The sequence below is a fragment of the Rhodococcus sp. AW25M09 genome (assembly GCF_000333955.1).
Classification (GTDB): domain Bacteria; phylum Actinomycetota; class Actinomycetes; order Mycobacteriales; family Mycobacteriaceae; genus Rhodococcoides.
Window position 1 is genome coordinate 23,239 of the sequence record NZ_CAPS01000016.1, and the last position, 18,270, is coordinate 41,508.

Consider the following 18,270-nt stretch of genomic DNA (forward strand, 5'->3'; position numbering starts at 1 on the left):
CTGAGCAGGGAGACTGCCCACTAGGGTGACCGCCATGGCCGAACGCGAGCGCGATGCGCGTGGTAAACCCCTCAATGCACGGCCTCGCGACGGTCTCGGGCGTCCCCTCGCCCGCGGCGGCACGGGAACACCTCGGGTGCCCGAGGATCTTCGGCTGCCGCCCGACGCCGCGATAGTCGAAGCACAGCGGTTCCTCGATGCGAACATGCCGTTCCACGCGCACGAAGTACTCGAAGGCGTGTGGAAAAGCGGTCCTGCCGAGGAGCGTCCGTTGTGGCAGGGTCTCGCCCAACTCGCCGTCGGGTTGACCCATCTGCTGCGCGGCAACCGCATCGGTGCCGGTTCCTTGATTCGGCAGGGACACGACCGCCTCGTCGGCTTCGAGTCCGAACCGCCGCATCATCTCGATGTCGTCGGCCTGCTGACCTGGTCGGAAGGCCTGCTCGACGATCTGGAGACCGGAACGCTACCGATCGCCCCCGGCATTCCGGCGCTGCGCGCAGTCGACTGATCCGACCCCAGCGGGTGTACTGGCACTCGATCACGACTCGAGCTAGCCTGGGCGGATTAGGTAAGGCTAGGACAATCTGCGTCGGAAGTGGGGTTCGCCGGAGTGACCGTGTTCGCACCGCTGAGACTCGCGCACCAGGAGAAGATCAGCCCGGCTCAGCTCGGACGCACCCTCTGCACCGAGGTCGCCGAACAGGTTCCCTACTGGGTTGCCGTCCTGACCCCCGCGGAGCGACCTCTGCTCGCTGAACGCTCGGCACGACTCGAGCAGACCTCGGTGACCCTCGCGGTGCCCGAGAGCCCGTACCCACCTCGCGTCCTGCTGCTCGCGGCTCTGGGTTCGGCGGTGTGCACGTGGCAGAAGAACAATCGCCGCGGATCGTCGGCGGGCGTACTGGTCGATCTCGATCTCGACGACACCGGAGCAGCTCACCCGATCCGCCTGCCCGCCGTCGACACCGATGCTCTCACTGTTCCCTCTCTGAGCAGCCGCCTCGTCGACGACGTCGCACGCCGACTGGGCTCGGTACCGAACGCCGGCCGAGACTACGCGCTGGCCCGCAACTATCCCGCGTTGTCCTCGCGCGCCGGGGCGCAGATCCTGGTGCACGACGATGCGACGGCCGAGCGCAGTAGCGTGCAGCGCCGGCCCAGGGGCGACTACGCCATCGATATCGCCATGACCGTGACGGACTCGGGTACCGCTCGGGCACGCGTGACCGTGGCGGCGTCCCTGCCGGGTGTCGACGACCTGGTCCGGCTGTGGTCGGCAGCCGCAGTCGAGCTCACCGCCGCATCTGTCGCGTCGATCGATTCGGTGAAAGCTACAGACTCTTCAGCAGCCTGACGTCGTCGTCGATCCCCTCGGGCGGCGTCTCGAGAATCACCGGCGCGTCGGCTGCCAGTGCGTCGGCTGCCAGTGCGACGGCGGTCAGGATGTCGGCGTCGATCGTTCCGGTGCCCAGGTTCGCGTGCCGGTCCCTGGCCGAGTCGAACTCGTCGCGCGAGTTGTTCAGGTGCACCAGATCGATTCGTCCGGTGATGGCCTTGATGCGATCGACCACGTCGACCAGGTCCTCACCCCCGGCCCATGCGTGGCACGTGTCCAAGCAGAAGCCGGCACCGAACTCGCCGATCGCATCCCACAGGCGAGCGATGTCGTCGAAGTGACGGGCCATCGCCGAGTCACCGCCCGCGGTGTTCTCGACGAAGATCGGCACCGCGAAGCCACCCTGCTCGGCCTGTCGCTCGAAGAGCTTGCGCCAGTTGTCGATTCCCTTGGCGGTGTCCTCGCCCTCGCGCACGTGCCCGCCGTGGACGACCAGACCGATGGCCCCGATCTCGGACGCGGCAGCAGCCTGCTCGACGACAGCCTTGCGGGACGGAATACGGATTCGATTGTTCAAGCTCGCGACGTTGAGGACGTACGACGAGTGCACCACCACGTCGACGTCGCCGGTCAGGAGCGCTTCGCCCTGCGGGTGCGGCTCGAGCTTGTTCCATTTCTGCGGATCGGTGAGAAACATCTGGACGAGATCGACGCCGAGCGCCTCCGCGGTACCGAGAGGGTCGCTGCTGTCGCGGACGTGTGCTCCGATGCGCATGGCGTCCATCATAGGGTGGTGTTCAGGGTCTCTCCTGATAGCGACGGGCGCAGAACGCTGGAACACTGGCTCGCATGAGCGACATTGCCGCACGCGCGGTCGACGTATCGAAGGTCTACGGTTCCGGGGACACCCAGGTGCACGCACTGTCCGGGGTGAACGTCGAGTTCGCACGCGGAGAATTCACCGCCATCATGGGCCCGTCCGGTTCGGGCAAGTCCACTCTGATGCACTGCCTGGCCGGATTGGACACAGCGTCCTCGGGGACGGTGACCATCGGCGATACCGAACTGACGGCACTGTCCGACAAGGACATGACCGGATTGCGCAGAGATCGAATCGGATTCGTGTTCCAGGCGTTCAATCTGGTACCCACGCTCACCGCGCTCGAGAACATCACGCTGCCCCTCGACATCGCGGGCCGCACCCCCGATCAGGGTTGGCTCGATACCGTCGTCGAGCGACTCGGCCTCCGCGATCGCCTCGATCACCGCCCCAGCGAACTGTCGGGCGGACAGCAGCAGCGCGTGGCGTGTGCTCGCGCACTGGCCGGTCGACCCGACATCGTGTTCGGCGACGAACCCACCGGCAATCTGGACTCTCGCTCCTCGGGCGAGGTGCTGTCGATTCTGCGCACTGCCGCAGACGAATTCGAGCAGACCGTCGTCATCGTCACACACGATCCACGCGCGGCCAGTTACGCCGACCGGGTGGTGTTTCTCGCCGATGGCGCAGTGATCGATCAGCTGAACTCGCCCACGGCCGATGCCGTACTCGAGCGGATGAAGAAGCTGGAGACGGTCCGATAATGGCGCATTCTGTCTCCAACAAGCCTCCTCGACAAAAGCCGTCGGGCAATCCGATGCGCAAGGTATCGCTGAGAAATCTTGCCGCACACAAGGTTCGACTGGCACTGACGGTTCTGTCCGTCGTCCTCGGTACCGCGTTCGTCACCGGCTCGTTCGTCTTCACCGATACCCTGCAGCGCACGTTCTCGTCACTGTTCGCCGATACCGCCCAGGGCGCAGACGTTCGAGTGAGCCCCGAGGACGCGCGTTCGAGTGGCGTTCCCAACGAGGACATCGCCACGATCTCGGCGTTGCCGAACGTACGTGCCGTGTCACCGTACGCCGGGGGACAGCTCGTACTGCTCGGCACCGACGGTGCCGCAGTGCAATCCGGTGGCGCGCCGACCATCGGCGAGTCGTACCTGCCGGACGATCAGCGACTCGGAGATCCGACGACCTTCGTCGACGGTTCGGCTCCTACCGCACCCGGGCAGGTCGCGATCAATGCCGGTGGGGCCGAGCGCGCCGGCCTGAAGGTGGGCGACGCCACCCGGGTGTTGGTGCCGACCAAGGGCATCACCGATATCACCATTTCCGGAATCTATTCCACTGCAACCGAATCCGGTGGCTACATCGGAATCCAGTTCGAGCAGAGCCAGGCGAACGAGTTGTTCACCGATGGTGCTCACGTGCAGTACATCGATGTCGCAGGCAACGACCTCGCGGCGCAGGGGCTGACCCCAAGTGATCTTCGGGACGAGATCGCCGCGGCACTACCCGGACTGAAAGTCCAGACCGCTGCGGATGTGAAGGCAGAAACCCAGGCACAGGTCGAGACGGCGCTCTCGTTCATCAACTACTTCCTGCTCGCGTTCGGCGGAATCGCGCTGCTGGTCGGCACGTTCATCATTTACAACACGTTCTCGATGATCGTCGCCCAGCGCGTCCGCGAACTCGCACTGCTTCGTGCCATCGGGGCCAGCCGCGGCCAGGTCAGCCGATCGGTCGTACTCGAAGCCCTCGTGGTCGGCGTCATCGGAAGCATGCTCGGCTTCGTGGGCGGAGTCGGTCTTGCCTACGGACTGCGGGCACTGCTCAATGCCTTCGATCTGGGTCTGCCGTCGGGATCACTGGCACTCGAGCCTCGTACGGTCGCCGTCGCATTCGCCGTCGGGGTCGTCGTCACCGTCCTGAGCGCGTACGCACCGGCCCGTCGAGCGGCCAAGATTCCGCCGGTTGCCGCGATGCGCGAGGAGTTCGCCTCCGCAGGCGATACCTTGCGCACCCGAACTTTCGTGGGCGTCGGGCTGGGAGTCGCCGGCGCGGCAGCATTGGTCATCGGTGCGCAGTCGACCGGCGGAGTGGCGGCGGCGACCGTCGGTGCCGGCGCAGTTGCTCTCATCGTCGCCACTGCACTGGCCGCACCGTCGCTGTCGCGTCCGATCGTCGGGGCGCTCGGCGCCGTCATCACCCGCCCCTTCGGAGCCATCGGACGGTTGGCCAGGACCAACTCGGTACGTAACCCGCGTCGCACCGCGGCCACCGCGTTCGCCCTGATGCTCGGCTTGATGCTCGTCACCGTGATCGGCGTGCTCGGATCCACCGCGAAAGCCAGCGTCGATTCGCTGGTCGACACCGGCGTGAAAGCGGACTACATCCTCTCCGGCCCCCAGTCGATCGGCGTTCCGACCGGTGCCACGACAGCCGCGCAACAGGTGCAGGGCGTGGACCGCACAGCCGTCCTGCACCCGGTCTTCGTCACGATCGCCGGCCAGGAGGAGTTCGGTGCCGCCATCGACGGCTCACCCGAGGGCCTACTCGACCTCTCGATGATCCGGGGCACTGCGAACCTGAACAGCAACGGTTTCTCGGTGTCGGAAACCCAAGCCGCCGACCGCGGCTGGGACATCGGCACCCAGGTCACGTTCGACACCGTCGACGGGGCCTCGGTCCCGGTGACGGTCAGCGGGATCTTCACCGACAACCCGCTGCTCGGCAGCTGGATCGTGTCGGGCGACATCTACGAGAAGGTCACCCCGTCCATCACCCGGTCGGACCTGCTGGTACTCGTCAAGGCCGTACCGGGAACAGACCTGAGCACGCTGCGCACCGATCTCGAGACCGCAACCAAGCCGTTCGTCGTCGTCCAGATTCAAGACGTGGAACAGTTCAAGGGCAGCCAGGGGCAGCAGATCGACACGCTGCTCGCGGTTCTGTACGGATTGTTGGCCCTCGCTGTCGTCATCGCTGTACTCGGCATCGTCAACACCCTCGCCCTCTCCGTCGTGGAACGTCGTCGGGAGATCGGCATGCTGCGGGCGATCGGAATGCAGCGCCCGCAAGTCCGGCGCATCATCTACCTCGAATCGCTGCTCATCGCCCTGTTCGGCGCAATCGTCGGCGTCGTTCTCGGCATCGCGTTCGGATGGGGCTTCGTGCAGACACTGCGCGACGAGGGCCTCGGCACCATGACCGTGCCCTGGGGTCAGGTGGCGTCGATGTTGGTCGGATCCGCCGTCGTCGGAGTACTGGCCGCACTGTGGCCCGCGGAGCGAGCGGCCCGGACGAAGCCGTTGGAGGCCATCGCAGACGTCTAGTCCTGCCGCCCGAACCAGACCGGGCATTTCGCAACGATACCGAATTGTTGCGGAATGTCCGGTTTTTGAGTTGCATGAAAACGCGATACCCGTCTACCTTTGAGAAGGTAAAACAGTCTTCAAGTAGGTTTGTAAGGATAAAACCAACTCTGGCAACGCGGGTCGGGCTCGTGCAAGGAGAATCATGTCGATTCAAGACATCGATGAGCCAACCCGATTTTCGCTGGCCCCACTGTGTCGGCCCGAGCGCCGCGACACGCTGATGGCGCGTTACCGCGAGGTGGCTCACGCGCTACCCGACGCCGTAGCGCTGTCGTCCGACGGAACCTCGCTCACCTTCGACGACGTTCTTCACCGCGCGTACTCGTTGGCGAGAAAGCTCGCCACACTGTTTCCCGCCGACTCTCGTCCGCTCGCCGTCGACACCGACGAAACGGCGAGCTCGATCGTGCTGATGCTGGCAATCGTCGCCGCAGGCCACCCGCTCGTACCGCTCGACCCGATGCTTCCCGCCGAACGCCGCGCCACGATCATCGACCAAGCAGGCGCGAGCGCAATCGATACCGATACCGTCGCGGCGGCCATGGATTCCTGTGTTCCCCTTCCGACGCTGTCGGGTGACCACACTGCAGTGATCAACTACACCTCGGGATCGACCGGCACCGCCAAGGGCGTGATCATCAGTCATCGCATGTGCCTGACCAAGGCATACGAGGTCGCGGCCGCGTTGTCACTCGGCCCGCACGATCGCGTCGGAAACTGTCTACCGGTCAGTTTCGGCGCCGGTCTGAACACTCTGTTCGCAGGGCTGCTCAGCGGTGCAGCGGTCTACTGCCGCGACCCCCGGTCCGGCGTCCCCGCCAGCACCGTCGAGTGGATCACTGCACAGTCGCTGACCACCCTGCACTGCTCGTCGTCACTCCTGCGCGCGATCGCCGCAGCCGATCCGGGGCCCGCCGAACACGAGGCCGGCGGTGGCGTCGATGCACCCACCCTGCGCGTGGTCACCACCTACGGGGAATCTCTGCATTCCGACGACGTCGACAGCTTTCGGCGACGAGTCGAAAGCCACGCGACAGTGGTCAACTGGTACGCGACCACCGAGGCCGGCGCTGTTGCCTACAGCGCATTCCCGTCGGGACGAGCACTGCCGTCGGGCTTTCTGCCCGCCGGAAAACCCGTCCCCGGCAAGCTCGTCGAAGTCCTCACCACAGGCGGGTCGCTGTGCGAGCCCCACGTGATCGGCGAGGTCCGGGTCACCTCGAGCTGCTTGGCCGATGGCTACCTCGGAGATGCAGGACTGAACACCGAACGATTCGCCGCGCTCGGCGACGGCCAGTTTCGTTATCGCACCGGCGACCTCGGCCGCCTCGACGAACACGGCACGCTGCACCTCGCCGGACGCATCGACGATGCCGTCAAGGTCCGGGGGTATCTTGTCGAGCCGGCCGAGATCGAAGCAGCTCTGCGCGCCATGCCGGAGATCGGCGACGCAGCAGTGATCGGCAGACACTCCGGAACCGAGACCGACCTCGTGGCCTACGTGTGTTCGTCACAATCCGTCAAGCGACCCTCCGTCGGCGAGATCAGAGCATCACTGCGCCGGACCCTGCCGGAGTGGATGGTGCCCACTCACATAGTCGCGATGGACGCGATGCCGCGCAACGAACGCGGCAAGCTCGATCGCAGTGCACTGCCCGAGCCCGCGGATCGACGTGTCGAGCGCACGCCAATCGGGTTCACCGAGTTCATCGTCGCCAGGGCTGCCCGCGACGCCATCGGTCTGGCCACCCTAGGCCGAGACGAAGACTTCTTCGAACTGGGTGGAGACTCGCTCGCCATCACAGCGATGCTTGCGCACCTACGTGAGGGCTTACACATCGACCTCACAGCCGAGGACGTGTTTGCCGCTACCACGGTGCGGACTTTGGCCGTGACAGTCGATGCAAGACTCGAAGAAGTCGCTGGTGCACGTCGACGGTCTACCAGCGATCACGAGGTTCTCGTGCCACTACGCACCCAAGGCACCAGGGCACCGATCTTTCTGATCGGCGGTGCGGGCGTCGGCGCAATGGCATTCCTCAAACTTGTCAGCAACATCGACGCGGACCATCCGGTATATGCATTGCAGGCATATGGCCGTAGCACCCGCGGTCGACCGGACCGAACGATCAACCGAACCGCTCGGCGGTACGTCGACGCCATCCGCACCATCCAGCCAGATGGCCCGTTCCACCTCGTCGGTCACTCACTGGGTGGCTGGATAGCGATGGCTATGGCAGAGCGAATCCGCGATGCCGGACTGGGGTCACCGCATCTGATTATCCTCGACACAAGGCTCTTCCGTAACCTGCTCGACAAGCTGCCTGGCGGTTCCGACGTACCGGCAGCCCCACCTGCTTCCATGGACGAAGCAACGGGCTTCCGGCTCGGTCGCTTCGGCACCGCGGCGCTCTGGGTGCGTATGCAGTTCGCCGGGTTACTGCGATACCCGACGACGATGGAATGGTTGGTCTTCGCAAGCATCGGGTACGTGGCATTGAACAAGCACATTCCGATTTCGTGGTCAGGTCCCATGACCGTGGTTCGTACAGCAGAGAACGTCAAGGACGTCCGGTCGTGGCAAACCATCGCTGACGGCGATCTGACGTTCGTGGATATCTCCGGCAATCACATCGACATGCTGCGCGAGCCGATGGCCGGGCAACTGGCCGGGATCATCAACAACACGGTCGACGGCGGGCGCTGAAGCACCAGGGCCCGCGTTCGACGGTCTGTCGCCCCGGCGGTACAGCTTGTACGTTTGTGTTTCAGGCATGCCGAACTACACGACAGGGAGGTCGACAATGAGTTCATCGTACGAATTGCAGTCCGTGGAACTACACAAGGACGTCCTGCGCTACGTCGACATCGGCGACGGTCCGCCCGTGATTCTGGTGCACGGTCTGATCGGATCGCATCGGTCCTGGGGCACACAGCTCGAGCGCCTCTCACACAAGTACCGAGTGATCGCACCCGATCTGTTCGGGCACGGCGAGTCCGACAAGCCAACGGGTGACTACTCGCTGAGCTCGCACTCGGCCACCATTCGCGATCTCATGGATCACCTGAACATCGACTCCGCTCCACTGGTCGGTCACTCGCTCGGTGGCGGCATCATCATGCAGATGACGTACCTCTTCCCAGAGCGGGTGAGCCGTCTGGCACTGGTCAGCAGTGGTGGCCTCGGCCGGGAAGTGAGCCTGCTGCTCAAGGCCGCGACGCTGCCCGGAAGTGAATTGGTGCTACCGCTGCTCGCGTCGGATTGGTTCCGCAAGAACGCCGAGGACGCGCTGGCACAGCTGGGCAGATGGGGTCTGCCGGTCCAACCGGGTCCGAGCATGACCGAAACCTGGCGATCGTTCCGTTCGGTCGCCGACCGCTCCACCCGCGGCGCGTTTCTGGCGTCGACCCGTGCGGTGGTGGGCCCCCGTGGTCAGACTGTCAGCGCCAAGCAGCACTTCGCAAAGTTCGAGTCGATTCCGTCGCTGCTCGTCTGGGGCGGTAAAGATCGCATGATTCCGGCGAAGCACGCGGACAATATCCGACGCGAGGTTCCCAACAGTCGCGTCGAGATCTTCCCCGATGCCGGTCACTTCCCTCAGCTCGACGAGCCGGATTTCTTCTTCCGCCTGCTGAGCGAATTCTTGGACACCGATGGGTCGGAGAAGGGTGCCGGTACCGAGAAGAGCACCCCGGCGGAAATCACCCCGGCAGTCATGCCATCGCAGCTCCCGTGAGCGTCATCCCGATGTTCCCGCTCGGCAGCGTGTTGCTCCCGGGTGAACGCCTGCCGCTGCACATCTTCGAGCCGCGCTACCAGGCGCTGGTGCACGACTGTCTCGAGCAGGACGACCCGAGCTTCGGCGTCGTGCTCATCGCGCGGGGCCACGAGGCCGGCGGCGGCGATGTTCGGCACGACGTGGCAACGACCGCTCACATCATCGGTCACGAGGCCATCGGTGACGGTAGATACCTGCTCGAGTGCGTCGGCGGCGAACGAATCCGAATCGACGCCTGGCTGCCGGACGACCCCTACCCCCTGGCCGACGTGCGACCGTGGCTCGACGAGGACGTCGAGTCGGTGATCGCCGATACGGAATTCGACACCACCTGGTCGAAGGTCGAGGATCTGTACGATCTCGTCGGCCGGCTCGAATCCACGGACGAGGTTGTCACTCCTGGCTTTCCGGACTTTCTGAGCCTGCCGATCTCGGCCGCCGAGAAGATCTGGTCACTTGCTGCACTGATTCCGATGGGTCAGTCCGATCGACTCGACATCCTGTCTGCGCCCAACGCAAGAGCCCGCAAGACCGCACTCGACGACGCCATCGAGAACGTCACGGCCGTCGTGCAATTCAGACTGCAGCCCTGACACGAGACAGAGAAAGATCAGGCCCGACATCGTCGATGTCGGGCCTGATCCATGTAGTAGCGGGGACAGGATTTGAACCTGCGACCTCTGGGTTATGAGCCCAGCGAGCTACCGAGCTGCTCCACCCCGCGTCGTTGTGTTCCCCACGCTACATGCCATCACGGCAGTCTCCCAATCGCCTGGTCAACGCTCTACGGTTCTCGGTATGCCCACCGAGCTCTCACCTGTCCTGTCCTTTCCGCACGAGGCCGTCGCACAGATCACGCTGAGCAATCCGCCGGTCAATGCCCTGACCCGTCCGGCGACGCGTCGGCTGCGCGCCATTCTGCGAGACCTCGCCCATGATTCCGCGATTCGAGCGGTTGTTCTCACCGGCGAGCGAGTGTTCAGCGCCGGTTCGGACATCGCCGAGATGCCAGAGATGCAGCACAACGGCGACGTGCTCGCACGCAAGAGCACGCGCGAGAACGGCACACTTGAGCTGCTGGCCGACCTGCCGCTTGCCACCGTCGCAGCGATCGACGGCTTCGCGTTGGGCGGCGGGCTCGAGATGGCACTGTGCTGCGACCTCGTCGTCGCCGATGCGGGCGCTCGGCTCGGGCTTCCGGAGATCGACCTCGGTGTGATTCCCAGCAGCGGCGGGTCTATGCGTGCGCTGCGGCGAGTGGGTCAGGCCCGCGCCGCCGAACTCGTACTGCTCGGCGAGCCCATCTCGGCCGAGACCGCGCTGGATTGGGGTCTGATCAATCGAGTGGCACCGCGCGGGGCGTCGCTGTCGGTGGCATTGGACCTGGCACAGGTGCTCGCTCGGAAATCCCGCTCGGCGGTGCATGCGAACAAGAGAGCCCTTGCGCTCACGTTCGGGGAGTCTCCGTACGAACCGGCACGACGGGCATTGCCGGTGTTCGAGGAAGCATTCGAGTCGCCGGACGGGCGCGAGGGCGTGCGCGCCTTTCTCGCGAAGGAGTCACCGAGGTTCCGCTAGGCGGCACCTGGCGAGAATCGTTGCGCCGGTGATGATCTCCCACCCGATGATGGTGTACACCGAGATACGCTCGAACGTTCCGCCGCCGAGAATGCCGGTGTTCGCGAGAAACAGGCCGAACCCCACCAGACCGAGAACCCCTCCAAGTGCGCTACCCACCGTGTACCAGCGCGGTGCACCGACGCGGCCGCCGTACCGACCGGCGGCCAGAAGTACGAGATTGCCGCCGATGATGGCCATGCCGGCCCCGGCTGCATGCGGCGTCGACGCTCCGTCGACCGAGGCGTGCGCGAGACCGACGATGATGCTGCCGACGCCGTGCACCACCGAGGTCGTCGCCACGATCCAGCGCGCACGGCCCTCGAACAGCACCGACAGTCCCAGCCCTGCAAGGACGAACAGTGCGCCGTCGACGACGAAGCCGGTATTCATCACCGCGTGCAACCGTGAGATCTCGGGGATGCCGAGGTCGCTGATGTTGTTGCGCGCGTAGCTGTACGACCGGTCGGTCCAACCCAGCGCGGCGATCGTCTCCGAGGCCAGATAGGTCACCCCTCCCAGGAGGAAGGCTCCAGCGGCCAGAACGGTAGTTCTCTTCACAACTGCAGTGTCCCTCTCCAGAATCCGGGGCCACCGAATCGAACCCGAATACACCCGGCGTGTACCGATTGGTACAGTACCGGCTCATGAGCGATCGCCACGACGTGGTGCCGATACTCGCACGGGTGTTCCGCGACCACGGGTTCGACGGTTCTTCCCTCGCGGTCATCAGTAGGCAGACCGGCATGGGCAAAGGCAGTCTCTACCACTACTTTCCGCGCGGAAAGCAGGAGATGGCCGAGGCCGTTCTCGACGACGTGGAGCACTGGTTCCAGCACCACGTGTTCGACCCCCTGCGGCACGGCACCGATGCGGCGTCGACAACGCACGAGATGTTCGAGCAGACCGCTCGATACTTCCGGTCCAACCGCCTGGTGTGCGTGTTCGGAGCGTTCACACTGGGACTCGAACGCTCTGCATTCTCCGGTCGCGTGGCAGCACATTTCGCGCACTGGATCGAGGCACTCACCCCGGTTCTTCGCCGACTCGGGCACGGCGAGGCCGCCGCCGAACTCGCCGAGGAGATCGTGGCCGGGATTCAGGGTGCGCTGGTGCTCTCGCGAGCATCGGACGACGAGACGAGATTCGATCGGCTGTTGTCGCGATTGGAAGCATCTGCCGTACGCCTACCCGCAGGAGTACCCGGATGACCCCCCATACGGCGATACCGAAGCCTGCACCCGAACTGAAGACATTCGGTATTCGAGAACTACTGCGACTCATCGTCATCGGCGCGGTGCTGTCGTACTTCCAAGTCGTCGCAATCGGACGCTGGATACGCGCACCCCGGCGCGGCTGGCCGGTGCACGCCTCGAAGGCCGTGGTCGACGCCTTCTTCGTTCTCGGTCCCACCTTCGTCAAAGTCGGGCAGCTGATGGGATCCTCGCCGGGCCTGTTCCAGAAAGTCCTCGCCGACACCTGTCTGCGCTGCCTCGACGAAGTACCTCCCTTCCCCGGGTCGCAGGCGCGCGCGGTCATCGAGGCCGATCTGGGCCGCGGAATCGACGACCTGTTCTCCTCGTTCGACGACGTTCCGCTCTCGTCCGCCTCGGTCGCTCAGGTGCACCTGTGCGTGCGCCGCGACAACGGGCGAGAAGTGGTCATGAAGGTGCAGCGGCGGGGCATCTACCACCGCATGAAAATCGACCTGCGGATCGCGTATCTCATCGCCCGCGGGCTCGAGAAGTTCATACCGTTCTTCGCCACGGCCAATGCGTCGGCCATCATCGTCGACCTGCACGCCGCCACCTTCGCCGAACTCGACAGCGCGGTGGAAGCGAAGCGGCAGGCCAGCTTTCGCGCAGCCATCGGTGCGTTCGGAGACAACGAACACGTGACCGCCCCCGAGGTGTTCCTCGATTACTGCGGCGGGCGCGTGATCTGCATGGAGCGCATGCACGGCTCACCACTGGACCGCTGCAAGCCTGGACAGAGCATCGATTCCGAGCTCATCGTCCGCCGCGCCGCCAAGGTCTGGATGGAAGCGCTCGTGCTGCACGGGCTTTTTCACGGAGACGTGCATGCCGGCAACGTGTGGGTGCTCGACGACGGCAGGGTGGCGTTCCTCGACTTCGGTGTCATGGGTGAGGTGGACGAACAGTGGCGGTCACTGCTGCTCGACCTGTTCCACGCCACCGTGATCGACGGCGACTTCACCCGGCTCGCCGGCACGGTCAAACGCCTGGGCATCGTTGCACCGCAGATGGGTTCGGATGCCGAGGTCGGCGCGATCCTGCAGTCGGTGTTCGCGCCGATGCTCTCGGCGACACTCGCGCACTTCAGTCTGGCGGACTTCATCCGAGCGCTGGTGAACATGGGCAAGCAATACAAGACGTCGAGTCCCGAGGAATTGATCCTGGTGGCCAAACAACTCGGCTACTTCGAGAGATACGCCATCGAGCTCGCGCCGAACTGGGCTCTCGGCACCGATCCCTTCGTGTTCGAGAATGTCTTTCCCGCCGAGATCGCCGCCTTGGCCGAGGCACGGGGCGTCGAGCTGCCGGAGTGACGGCCGGCAGCTCGACGCAGTGTTTTCAGAGCAGGGTCAGCGAGTGAAGTCGAGCACCACTTTGCCTGCTGCCGTGCGGTTTTCCAGCGACGCGATGGCGGCGCCAGCGTCTGCAGCAGGCGACACCGAGGGCTCGGGCGCACTGAGTGATCCGTCGGCGAGCAGCGGTTCGATCTCGGCCCACTGGGTGGCGAGGTAGCCGGGTCGCGTCATCCACCACGCACCCCAGCCGACGCCGACGACATCGACGTTGTTCAGCAGCAACCGGTTGACCTTGACAGTCGGGATCTCACCACCGGTGAAGCCCAGCACCAGAATTCGACCCGACGGCGCGAGCGAGCGGATGCTGTCGGTGAATCGGTCGCCGCCCACCGGATCGACGATCACATCGACGCCGCGGCCGCCGGTCAGCTCCTTCACCGCGTCCTTCCACCCGTCGACGAGGACGACGTCGGTCGCTCCGGCGGAGCGGGCGATGTCGGCCTTGGCTTCGGAACTCACGACGGCAATCACCCGGGACGCACCGAGTACCGGAGCCATCCGCAGCGCGGAGGTTCCGATACCGCCCGCTGCGCCGTGCACCAGCACAGTCTCGCCTGCTGCCAGCCGACCGCGTTCCCGGAGTGCGAAGTGCACCGTCAGGTCGTTGAACAGCAACCCCGCGCCCGCGGTGAGCGACACCGACTCGGGTAGCGCGAACACATTTTCCGGGGCGACCACGGCCACCTCGGCCATACCGTCGCTCAATCCCGTCAGCGCCGCGACACGATCGCCCGCAGAGAAACCGGACTGCGGCGGGGCCGAGCGAACGATGCCGGCAATCTCACTACCGGGAACGAACGGCAACTCCGGCTTGTACTGGTACAGACCGCGGGTGAGCAACGCGTCGGGAAAAGCGACACCCGCGGCATGGACCTCGATCACCACCGCCCCCTCACGCGCGGCAGGCTCGGCGATGTCCACCACGGTCACCGAATCGGGTCCGTCGAGGCTGGAGATCTGTACCGCGCGCATGAGTGGTCCTCTCGGTCGGGATCGTTCCCTTCCCGCCACCGTACAAAACCGCAGCACTCCACCCGCTTCTGGGCTCACACAGCACTTCCTACCGAGTCGTTCCGCAGGCTCCCCTCCTGCCTGTGTGCTTCGATCGAGGGATGCACACCACTCCCCTCACCGTCGCCGCGCCCGACGGGGAAGCCCGCGGCGGCGTCATCGTCATCCAGGAAGCCTTCGGCGTCACCGAGCACATCGTCGACGTCTGCAATCGGGTGGCTGCGGCCGGTTGGGTCGCCGTCGCGCCGCACCTGTTCCACCGGCAGGAAGGAATCGGTGTGCTGCCCTACTCGGATATGGATTCGGCCATGGCGGCCATCGGGGAGCTGAAGGCAGACGAGGTGGACTCCGACGTGGACGCGGCGGCGAGCGCACTCGCCGAGCTCGGTTTGGAACCTTCGTCGATCGCCGTCGTCGGCTTCTGTATGGGCGGCACCGTCGCATTCCACACCGCTGTGCGGCGCCAACTGGGTGCGGCGGCAACCTTCTACGGCGGCGGAATCACGCAGGGCCGCTTCGGTTATCCGGCGATGGCCTCGGTGGGCGACGCCCTCCAGACACCCTGGCACGGCTTCTTCGGGGACCTGGACGAGGGCATCCCGTTCGAGGAGGTCGAGACGCTACGTGAGATCACCGCGACGGCACCGGTCGACACCGAGATCACCCGCTACGCGAACGGCAAGCACGGTTTCCACTGCGACGACCGCCCTGCCGTGTTCGATGCCGACGCCGCCGCCGATGCCTGGGCCGACACTCTCGCGTGGTTCGACGCCCATGTCGCACGCTGAGCAGCCGCGGTCGGACACCGAACTCGCGGACGAGACCGAACGCATCGTCGCCTTCTGGACCGAGCTGTCGTTGCCCGGACTGTTCGACGTCCACACGCACTTCATGCCGAAGAACGTGATGGACAAGGTGTGGAGCTACTTCGACAGCGCAGGCCCGCTGACCGGCAGCGTCTGGCCCATCTCGTACCGCTTCGCCGAAGACGAACGGCTACAGGTCATTCGGGGTTTCGGGGTACGACGGTTCACGTCGATGATCTACCCGCACAAGCCGTCGATGGCGGCCTGGCTGAACTCCTGGGGAGCCGATTTCGCGGCACGCACCCCCGATTGCCTACACACGGCGACGTTCTTCCCCGAGGACGGCGCGACCGAGTACGTCGAACAGGCGGTGGCCAACGGAACCCGAATCTTCAAGTCTCACATCCAGGTCGGGAACTACTCCCCGAACGATTCTCTGCTCGACGGCGTCTGGGGCACGATCTCGGACGCACAGGTACCCGTGGTGATCCACTGCGGATCCGGCCCGGCACCCGGTTCCCATACCGGTCCCGATCCGATTGCTGCTCTGCTGCAGCGCTTTCCGAAGCTCCCGTTGATCGTCGCACACATGGGCATGCCCGAGTATGTCGACTTCCTCGACCTGGCCGATCGCTACGAGAACGTGCGCTTGGACACCACGATGGCATTCACCGACTTCTCGGAGGCAGGCGCGCCGTTTCCGAGACACGAGCTGCCGCGACTGCTCGATCTGCAGAATCGCATTCTGTTCGGCAGCGACTTCCCGAACATCCCGTACCCGTACCTGCACGCCCTGGAGGCCGTGAGCCGACTGGACCTGGGCGACGACTGGGTTCGGGCCGTCTGCTGGGGTAACGGAGCGACGCTGTTCGGCTGAGTGCTCGCTCAGCCGACCCAGAACTCGGCGATGCGCTCGGCGATGGCAATGCCCTGTGCTCGCCCAGCCACGGCCGCAGCAGATCGGACGGCGATGTCGGTGGCGTCGGGGCCGATAGCCGACGTCGAATCAGCGTCGGGAGCAATCACTTCCACCTTCGAGCCGCCCTTGACCAATCGTCCGCGCTCGATCTCGAAGGGGTCGTCCTCGAGGTCCAGTGCCCCGACCTTGAGCACCAGCACCTTCTCGAAACCGACTGCCAAATCGGCGTTTTCGCTCGCTCGGATTCCTCCGTCGACGTAGCGATGATCGCCGATCGTCACCGGCGGCCACATGCCCGGGATGGCGCAGCTCGCGGCCACCGCGTCGATCAACTCCACGCCCGATCCTCGGTCCAGCACGCGATGTCGCCCGGTCATCGCGTCGACGGTGACGATGCGCAGATCGCGGTTGGGCCAGGCGTGGTTCGGTAGCCGGCGAGCGACGATGGCGCGCCGTTCACGCTCGGTGATCGTCGAGGCCGCCAGCGCCTCGGTGCCGATGCGACGGCGAGTGTCGATGGCACTGCCGTCCGAGTTCTGTGCCGCCCGAGCCAACATGGCGACCAGTTCGTCGATGGTCGCCTCGGCGTGGGGCTCGTCGTCCTGCTTCGCTTCGTCGGCTTGACGCTCGAACAACTCGGCGAGCGACGCCCCACCCGAGATCTGTGCGGCCACCGAGGAACCTGCCGAGGTTCCCAGCAGCATCTCGGCGTCGGTGACATCGGCTCCGGACTCCGCCAATCCCAGTAGGACACCCGTCTGCCACGCAATACCTGCGACTCCGCCGCCGCCCAATACGAGTGCTCGCCTGGTCATAGCCGTACCCCCTTCATCGAAAAGATCCGTCAGGAACTTACAGAGCCGGTCTGCACACGTGGACGCAGCCAGGCGACGAGGTCGTCGAGCACGCGTTCCTGCTCCGGTTCGTTGAACACTTCGTGGAACAGCCCGTCGTACTTCTTCAAGGTCAGGTCGTCGGACCCGGCCCGTTCGGCGATGAGGTCACTGCCGGAGACGTCGGCCAATTCGTCCGCCGTGCCGTGCTGGAGCAACACCGGAATCGTCAGCGACGGCAGACGGGCCGGAAAGGACTCGCCCGCACCCAGCAGTGCCGCAGCCAGGCCGGCCGAGACGCTGCCGTGGTAGCCCAACGGGTCGGCGACATAGGCGTCGACGACGTCCCGATCACGTGAGACGAGGTTGGGGTCGAGCTTCAGCACGGGGGCCGCCGGTACGAAGCGTCCGAGAATCTTGCCCACCGCCACCAGCGCTTTCGGCTGCCCGGCGCTGGGGACAACCGCAGGACCGGAGAGCATCAGCCCGTCGAGATCGGCCTGATGGTCGAGGGCGTAGGACAGTGCGATGGCACCGCCCATGCTGTGGCCCAGCAGGAAGGTGAGCTCGTTCGGGTACTCCCCTGCCGCGATGCCGAACAAGGTATGCAGGTCGTCGGTGAAATCGGACCACTTGTCCACCCTGACCCGCTTGCCGCCCGAGCGCCCGTGTCCGCGATGGTCGGGCGCGTAGACGACGAGGCCGAGCGAGCCGAGCCGGTCGATGACGTGCCGGTATCGACCGGCGTGCTCGGCCAGGCCGTGGGCCAGCACGACAACCCCGGTCGGCGCGTCCTCGGGCGTCCAGACGTCGTACACGATGCGAGTTCCGTGGACTCCTGCGAACGACGACTCGACATGCTCCATTCGGTCACCGTACAAGGGTGCCGGGACCTTCGACGGCCCATCGGCGAACCCACAACGATTTACTCGAGTAACTATCATGGCGGAGCGAGCGATGACGTTGTGAGACGCCACTACCGTCGCGCCTCCACCCCCCGAGGCGCGGCCCGAACCGGGAGCTTCGAATCCACAATGCGTGATGAGTCCGCCACAGATACCTCGCCGCGGTGGCGCGACCCCAAGCGCTACCTGTGGCCGCTGGGCTTGACTATTCCTCTGAGCCCCTTCCTGGCCTGGGGTCTGGTCTCCCT

The 18,270-nt window shown here is 65.3% G+C and carries 17 protein-coding genes and 1 tRNA gene; 12 read left to right on the top strand and 6 right to left on the bottom strand.

Annotation, left to right across the window (positions count from 1 at the left end):
• Positions 1-34 precede the first annotated feature (34 nt).
• Together RHODMAR_RS02860 and RHODMAR_RS02865 are read left to right on the top strand one after the other, a co-directional pair.
• The gene (locus RHODMAR_RS02860) at positions 35-511 is read left to right on the top strand and encodes a DUF309 domain-containing protein (RefSeq protein ID WP_042937751.1); all 477 of its coding nucleotides are present in this window, start codon (positions 35-37) and stop codon (positions 509-511) included.
• A gap of 102 nt (positions 512-613) precedes the next feature.
• Positions 614-1,357: a hypothetical protein gene (locus tag RHODMAR_RS02865; protein WP_157225967.1), complete on the top strand. Its 744-nt coding sequence runs from the start codon at positions 614-616 to the stop codon at positions 1,355-1,357.
• Here the strand turns inward: RHODMAR_RS02865 and RHODMAR_RS02870 are convergent.
• Complete coding sequence (locus RHODMAR_RS02870) at positions 1,335-2,114, bottom strand: deoxyribonuclease IV (RefSeq protein WP_042937753.1); 780 nt, start codon at positions 2,112-2,114, stop codon at positions 1,335-1,337. The genes RHODMAR_RS02865 and RHODMAR_RS02870 overlap by 23 nt on opposite strands.
• Before the next feature lie 74 nt (positions 2,115-2,188).
• On the opposite strand from RHODMAR_RS02870, the gene RHODMAR_RS02875 reads away from it, so the two are divergent.
• The 5 genes from RHODMAR_RS02875 to RHODMAR_RS02895 all read left to right on the top strand — a co-directional run bounded on the left by RHODMAR_RS02875 (position 2,189) and on the right by RHODMAR_RS02895 (position 9,913).
• Entirely contained in the window at positions 2,189-2,923 is a 735-nt protein-coding gene (locus RHODMAR_RS02875) for an ABC transporter ATP-binding protein (protein ID WP_008711108.1), read from the top strand.
• Between the two features lie 53 nt (positions 2,924-2,976).
• Entirely contained in the window at positions 2,977-5,499 is a 2,523-nt protein-coding gene (locus tag RHODMAR_RS02880; protein ID WP_042937739.1) for an ABC transporter permease, read from the top strand.
• A gap of 184 nt (positions 5,500-5,683) precedes the next feature.
• Positions 5,684-8,248 (top strand): alpha/beta fold hydrolase, encoded by a 2,565-nt coding sequence (locus tag RHODMAR_RS02885; RefSeq protein WP_008711110.1) that lies wholly within the window; start codon positions 5,684-5,686, stop codon positions 8,246-8,248.
• 97 nt (positions 8,249-8,345) lie between these two features.
• Positions 8,346-9,278, top strand: coding sequence for an alpha/beta fold hydrolase (locus RHODMAR_RS02890; protein ID WP_008711111.1), 933 nt, complete (start codon positions 8,346-8,348; stop codon positions 9,276-9,278).
• The gene (locus tag RHODMAR_RS02895) at positions 9,275-9,913 is read left to right on the top strand and encodes an LON peptidase substrate-binding domain-containing protein (RefSeq protein WP_008711112.1); all 639 of its coding nucleotides are present in this window, start codon (positions 9,275-9,277) and stop codon (positions 9,911-9,913) included. Before RHODMAR_RS02890 ends, RHODMAR_RS02895 begins: the two co-directional genes overlap by 4 nt.
• Positions 9,914-9,970: 57 nt before the next feature.
• Here RHODMAR_RS02895 and RHODMAR_RS02900 read toward each other — a convergent pair.
• Positions 9,971-10,044: transfer RNA gene (locus RHODMAR_RS02900), tRNA-Met, on the bottom strand.
• 74 nt (positions 10,045-10,118) lie between these two features.
• On the opposite strand from RHODMAR_RS02900, the gene RHODMAR_RS02905 reads away from it, so the two are divergent.
• Positions 10,119-10,898, top strand: coding sequence for an enoyl-CoA hydratase/isomerase family protein (locus tag RHODMAR_RS02905; protein WP_008711113.1), 780 nt, complete (start codon positions 10,119-10,121; stop codon positions 10,896-10,898).
• Here RHODMAR_RS02905 and RHODMAR_RS02910 read toward each other — a convergent pair.
• Positions 10,881-11,498 carry a DUF998 domain-containing protein gene (locus tag RHODMAR_RS02910; RefSeq protein WP_042937759.1) on the bottom strand — a complete coding sequence of 206 codons (618 nt, stop codon included), beginning with the start codon at positions 11,496-11,498 and terminating at the stop codon, positions 10,881-10,883. The genes RHODMAR_RS02905 and RHODMAR_RS02910 overlap by 18 nt on opposite strands.
• Before the next feature lie 86 nt (positions 11,499-11,584).
• On the opposite strand from RHODMAR_RS02910, the gene RHODMAR_RS02915 reads away from it, so the two are divergent.
• On the top strand, positions 11,585-12,148 hold the full coding sequence (locus RHODMAR_RS02915) for a TetR/AcrR family transcriptional regulator (RefSeq protein WP_008711115.1): 564 nt from the start codon (positions 11,585-11,587) through the stop codon (positions 12,146-12,148).
• The gene (locus RHODMAR_RS02920; protein ID WP_008711116.1) at positions 12,145-13,506 is read left to right on the top strand and encodes an ABC1 kinase family protein; all 1,362 of its coding nucleotides are present in this window, start codon (positions 12,145-12,147) and stop codon (positions 13,504-13,506) included. The genes RHODMAR_RS02915 and RHODMAR_RS02920 overlap by 4 nt, the downstream gene beginning before the upstream one ends.
• Positions 13,507-13,542: 36 nt before the next feature.
• Here the strand turns inward: RHODMAR_RS02920 and RHODMAR_RS02925 are convergent, their stop codons facing one another.
• Positions 13,543-14,520, bottom strand: a complete 978-nt coding sequence (locus RHODMAR_RS02925) for an NADPH:quinone oxidoreductase family protein (protein ID WP_008711117.1) — start codon at positions 14,518-14,520, stop codon at positions 13,543-13,545.
• Positions 14,521-14,660: 140 nt separating this feature from the next.
• Here RHODMAR_RS02925 and RHODMAR_RS02930 point away from each other — a divergent pair, with 140 nt between their 5' ends.
• Together RHODMAR_RS02930 and RHODMAR_RS02935 are read left to right on the top strand one after the other, a co-directional pair.
• Positions 14,661-15,347 carry a dienelactone hydrolase family protein gene (locus tag RHODMAR_RS02930; protein ID WP_042937763.1) on the top strand — a complete coding sequence of 229 codons (687 nt, stop codon included), beginning with the start codon at positions 14,661-14,663 and terminating at the stop codon, positions 15,345-15,347.
• A complete protein-coding gene (locus RHODMAR_RS02935; protein ID WP_008711119.1) occupies positions 15,334-16,242 on the top strand; it encodes an amidohydrolase family protein in 909 nt (302 codons plus the stop codon). Before RHODMAR_RS02930 ends, RHODMAR_RS02935 begins: the two co-directional genes overlap by 14 nt.
• An 8-nt stretch (positions 16,243-16,250) precedes the next feature.
• Here the strand turns inward: RHODMAR_RS02935 and RHODMAR_RS02940 are convergent, their stop codons facing one another.
• Positions 16,251-17,099: a patatin-like phospholipase family protein gene (locus RHODMAR_RS02940; RefSeq protein WP_008711121.1), complete on the bottom strand. Its 849-nt coding sequence runs from the start codon at positions 17,097-17,099 to the stop codon at positions 16,251-16,253.
• Between the two features lie 29 nt (positions 17,100-17,128).
• Positions 17,129-17,983 (bottom strand): alpha/beta hydrolase, encoded by an 855-nt coding sequence (locus tag RHODMAR_RS02945; protein ID WP_042937742.1) that lies wholly within the window; start codon positions 17,981-17,983, stop codon positions 17,129-17,131.
• Between the last annotated feature and the right edge of the window lie 287 nt (positions 17,984-18,270).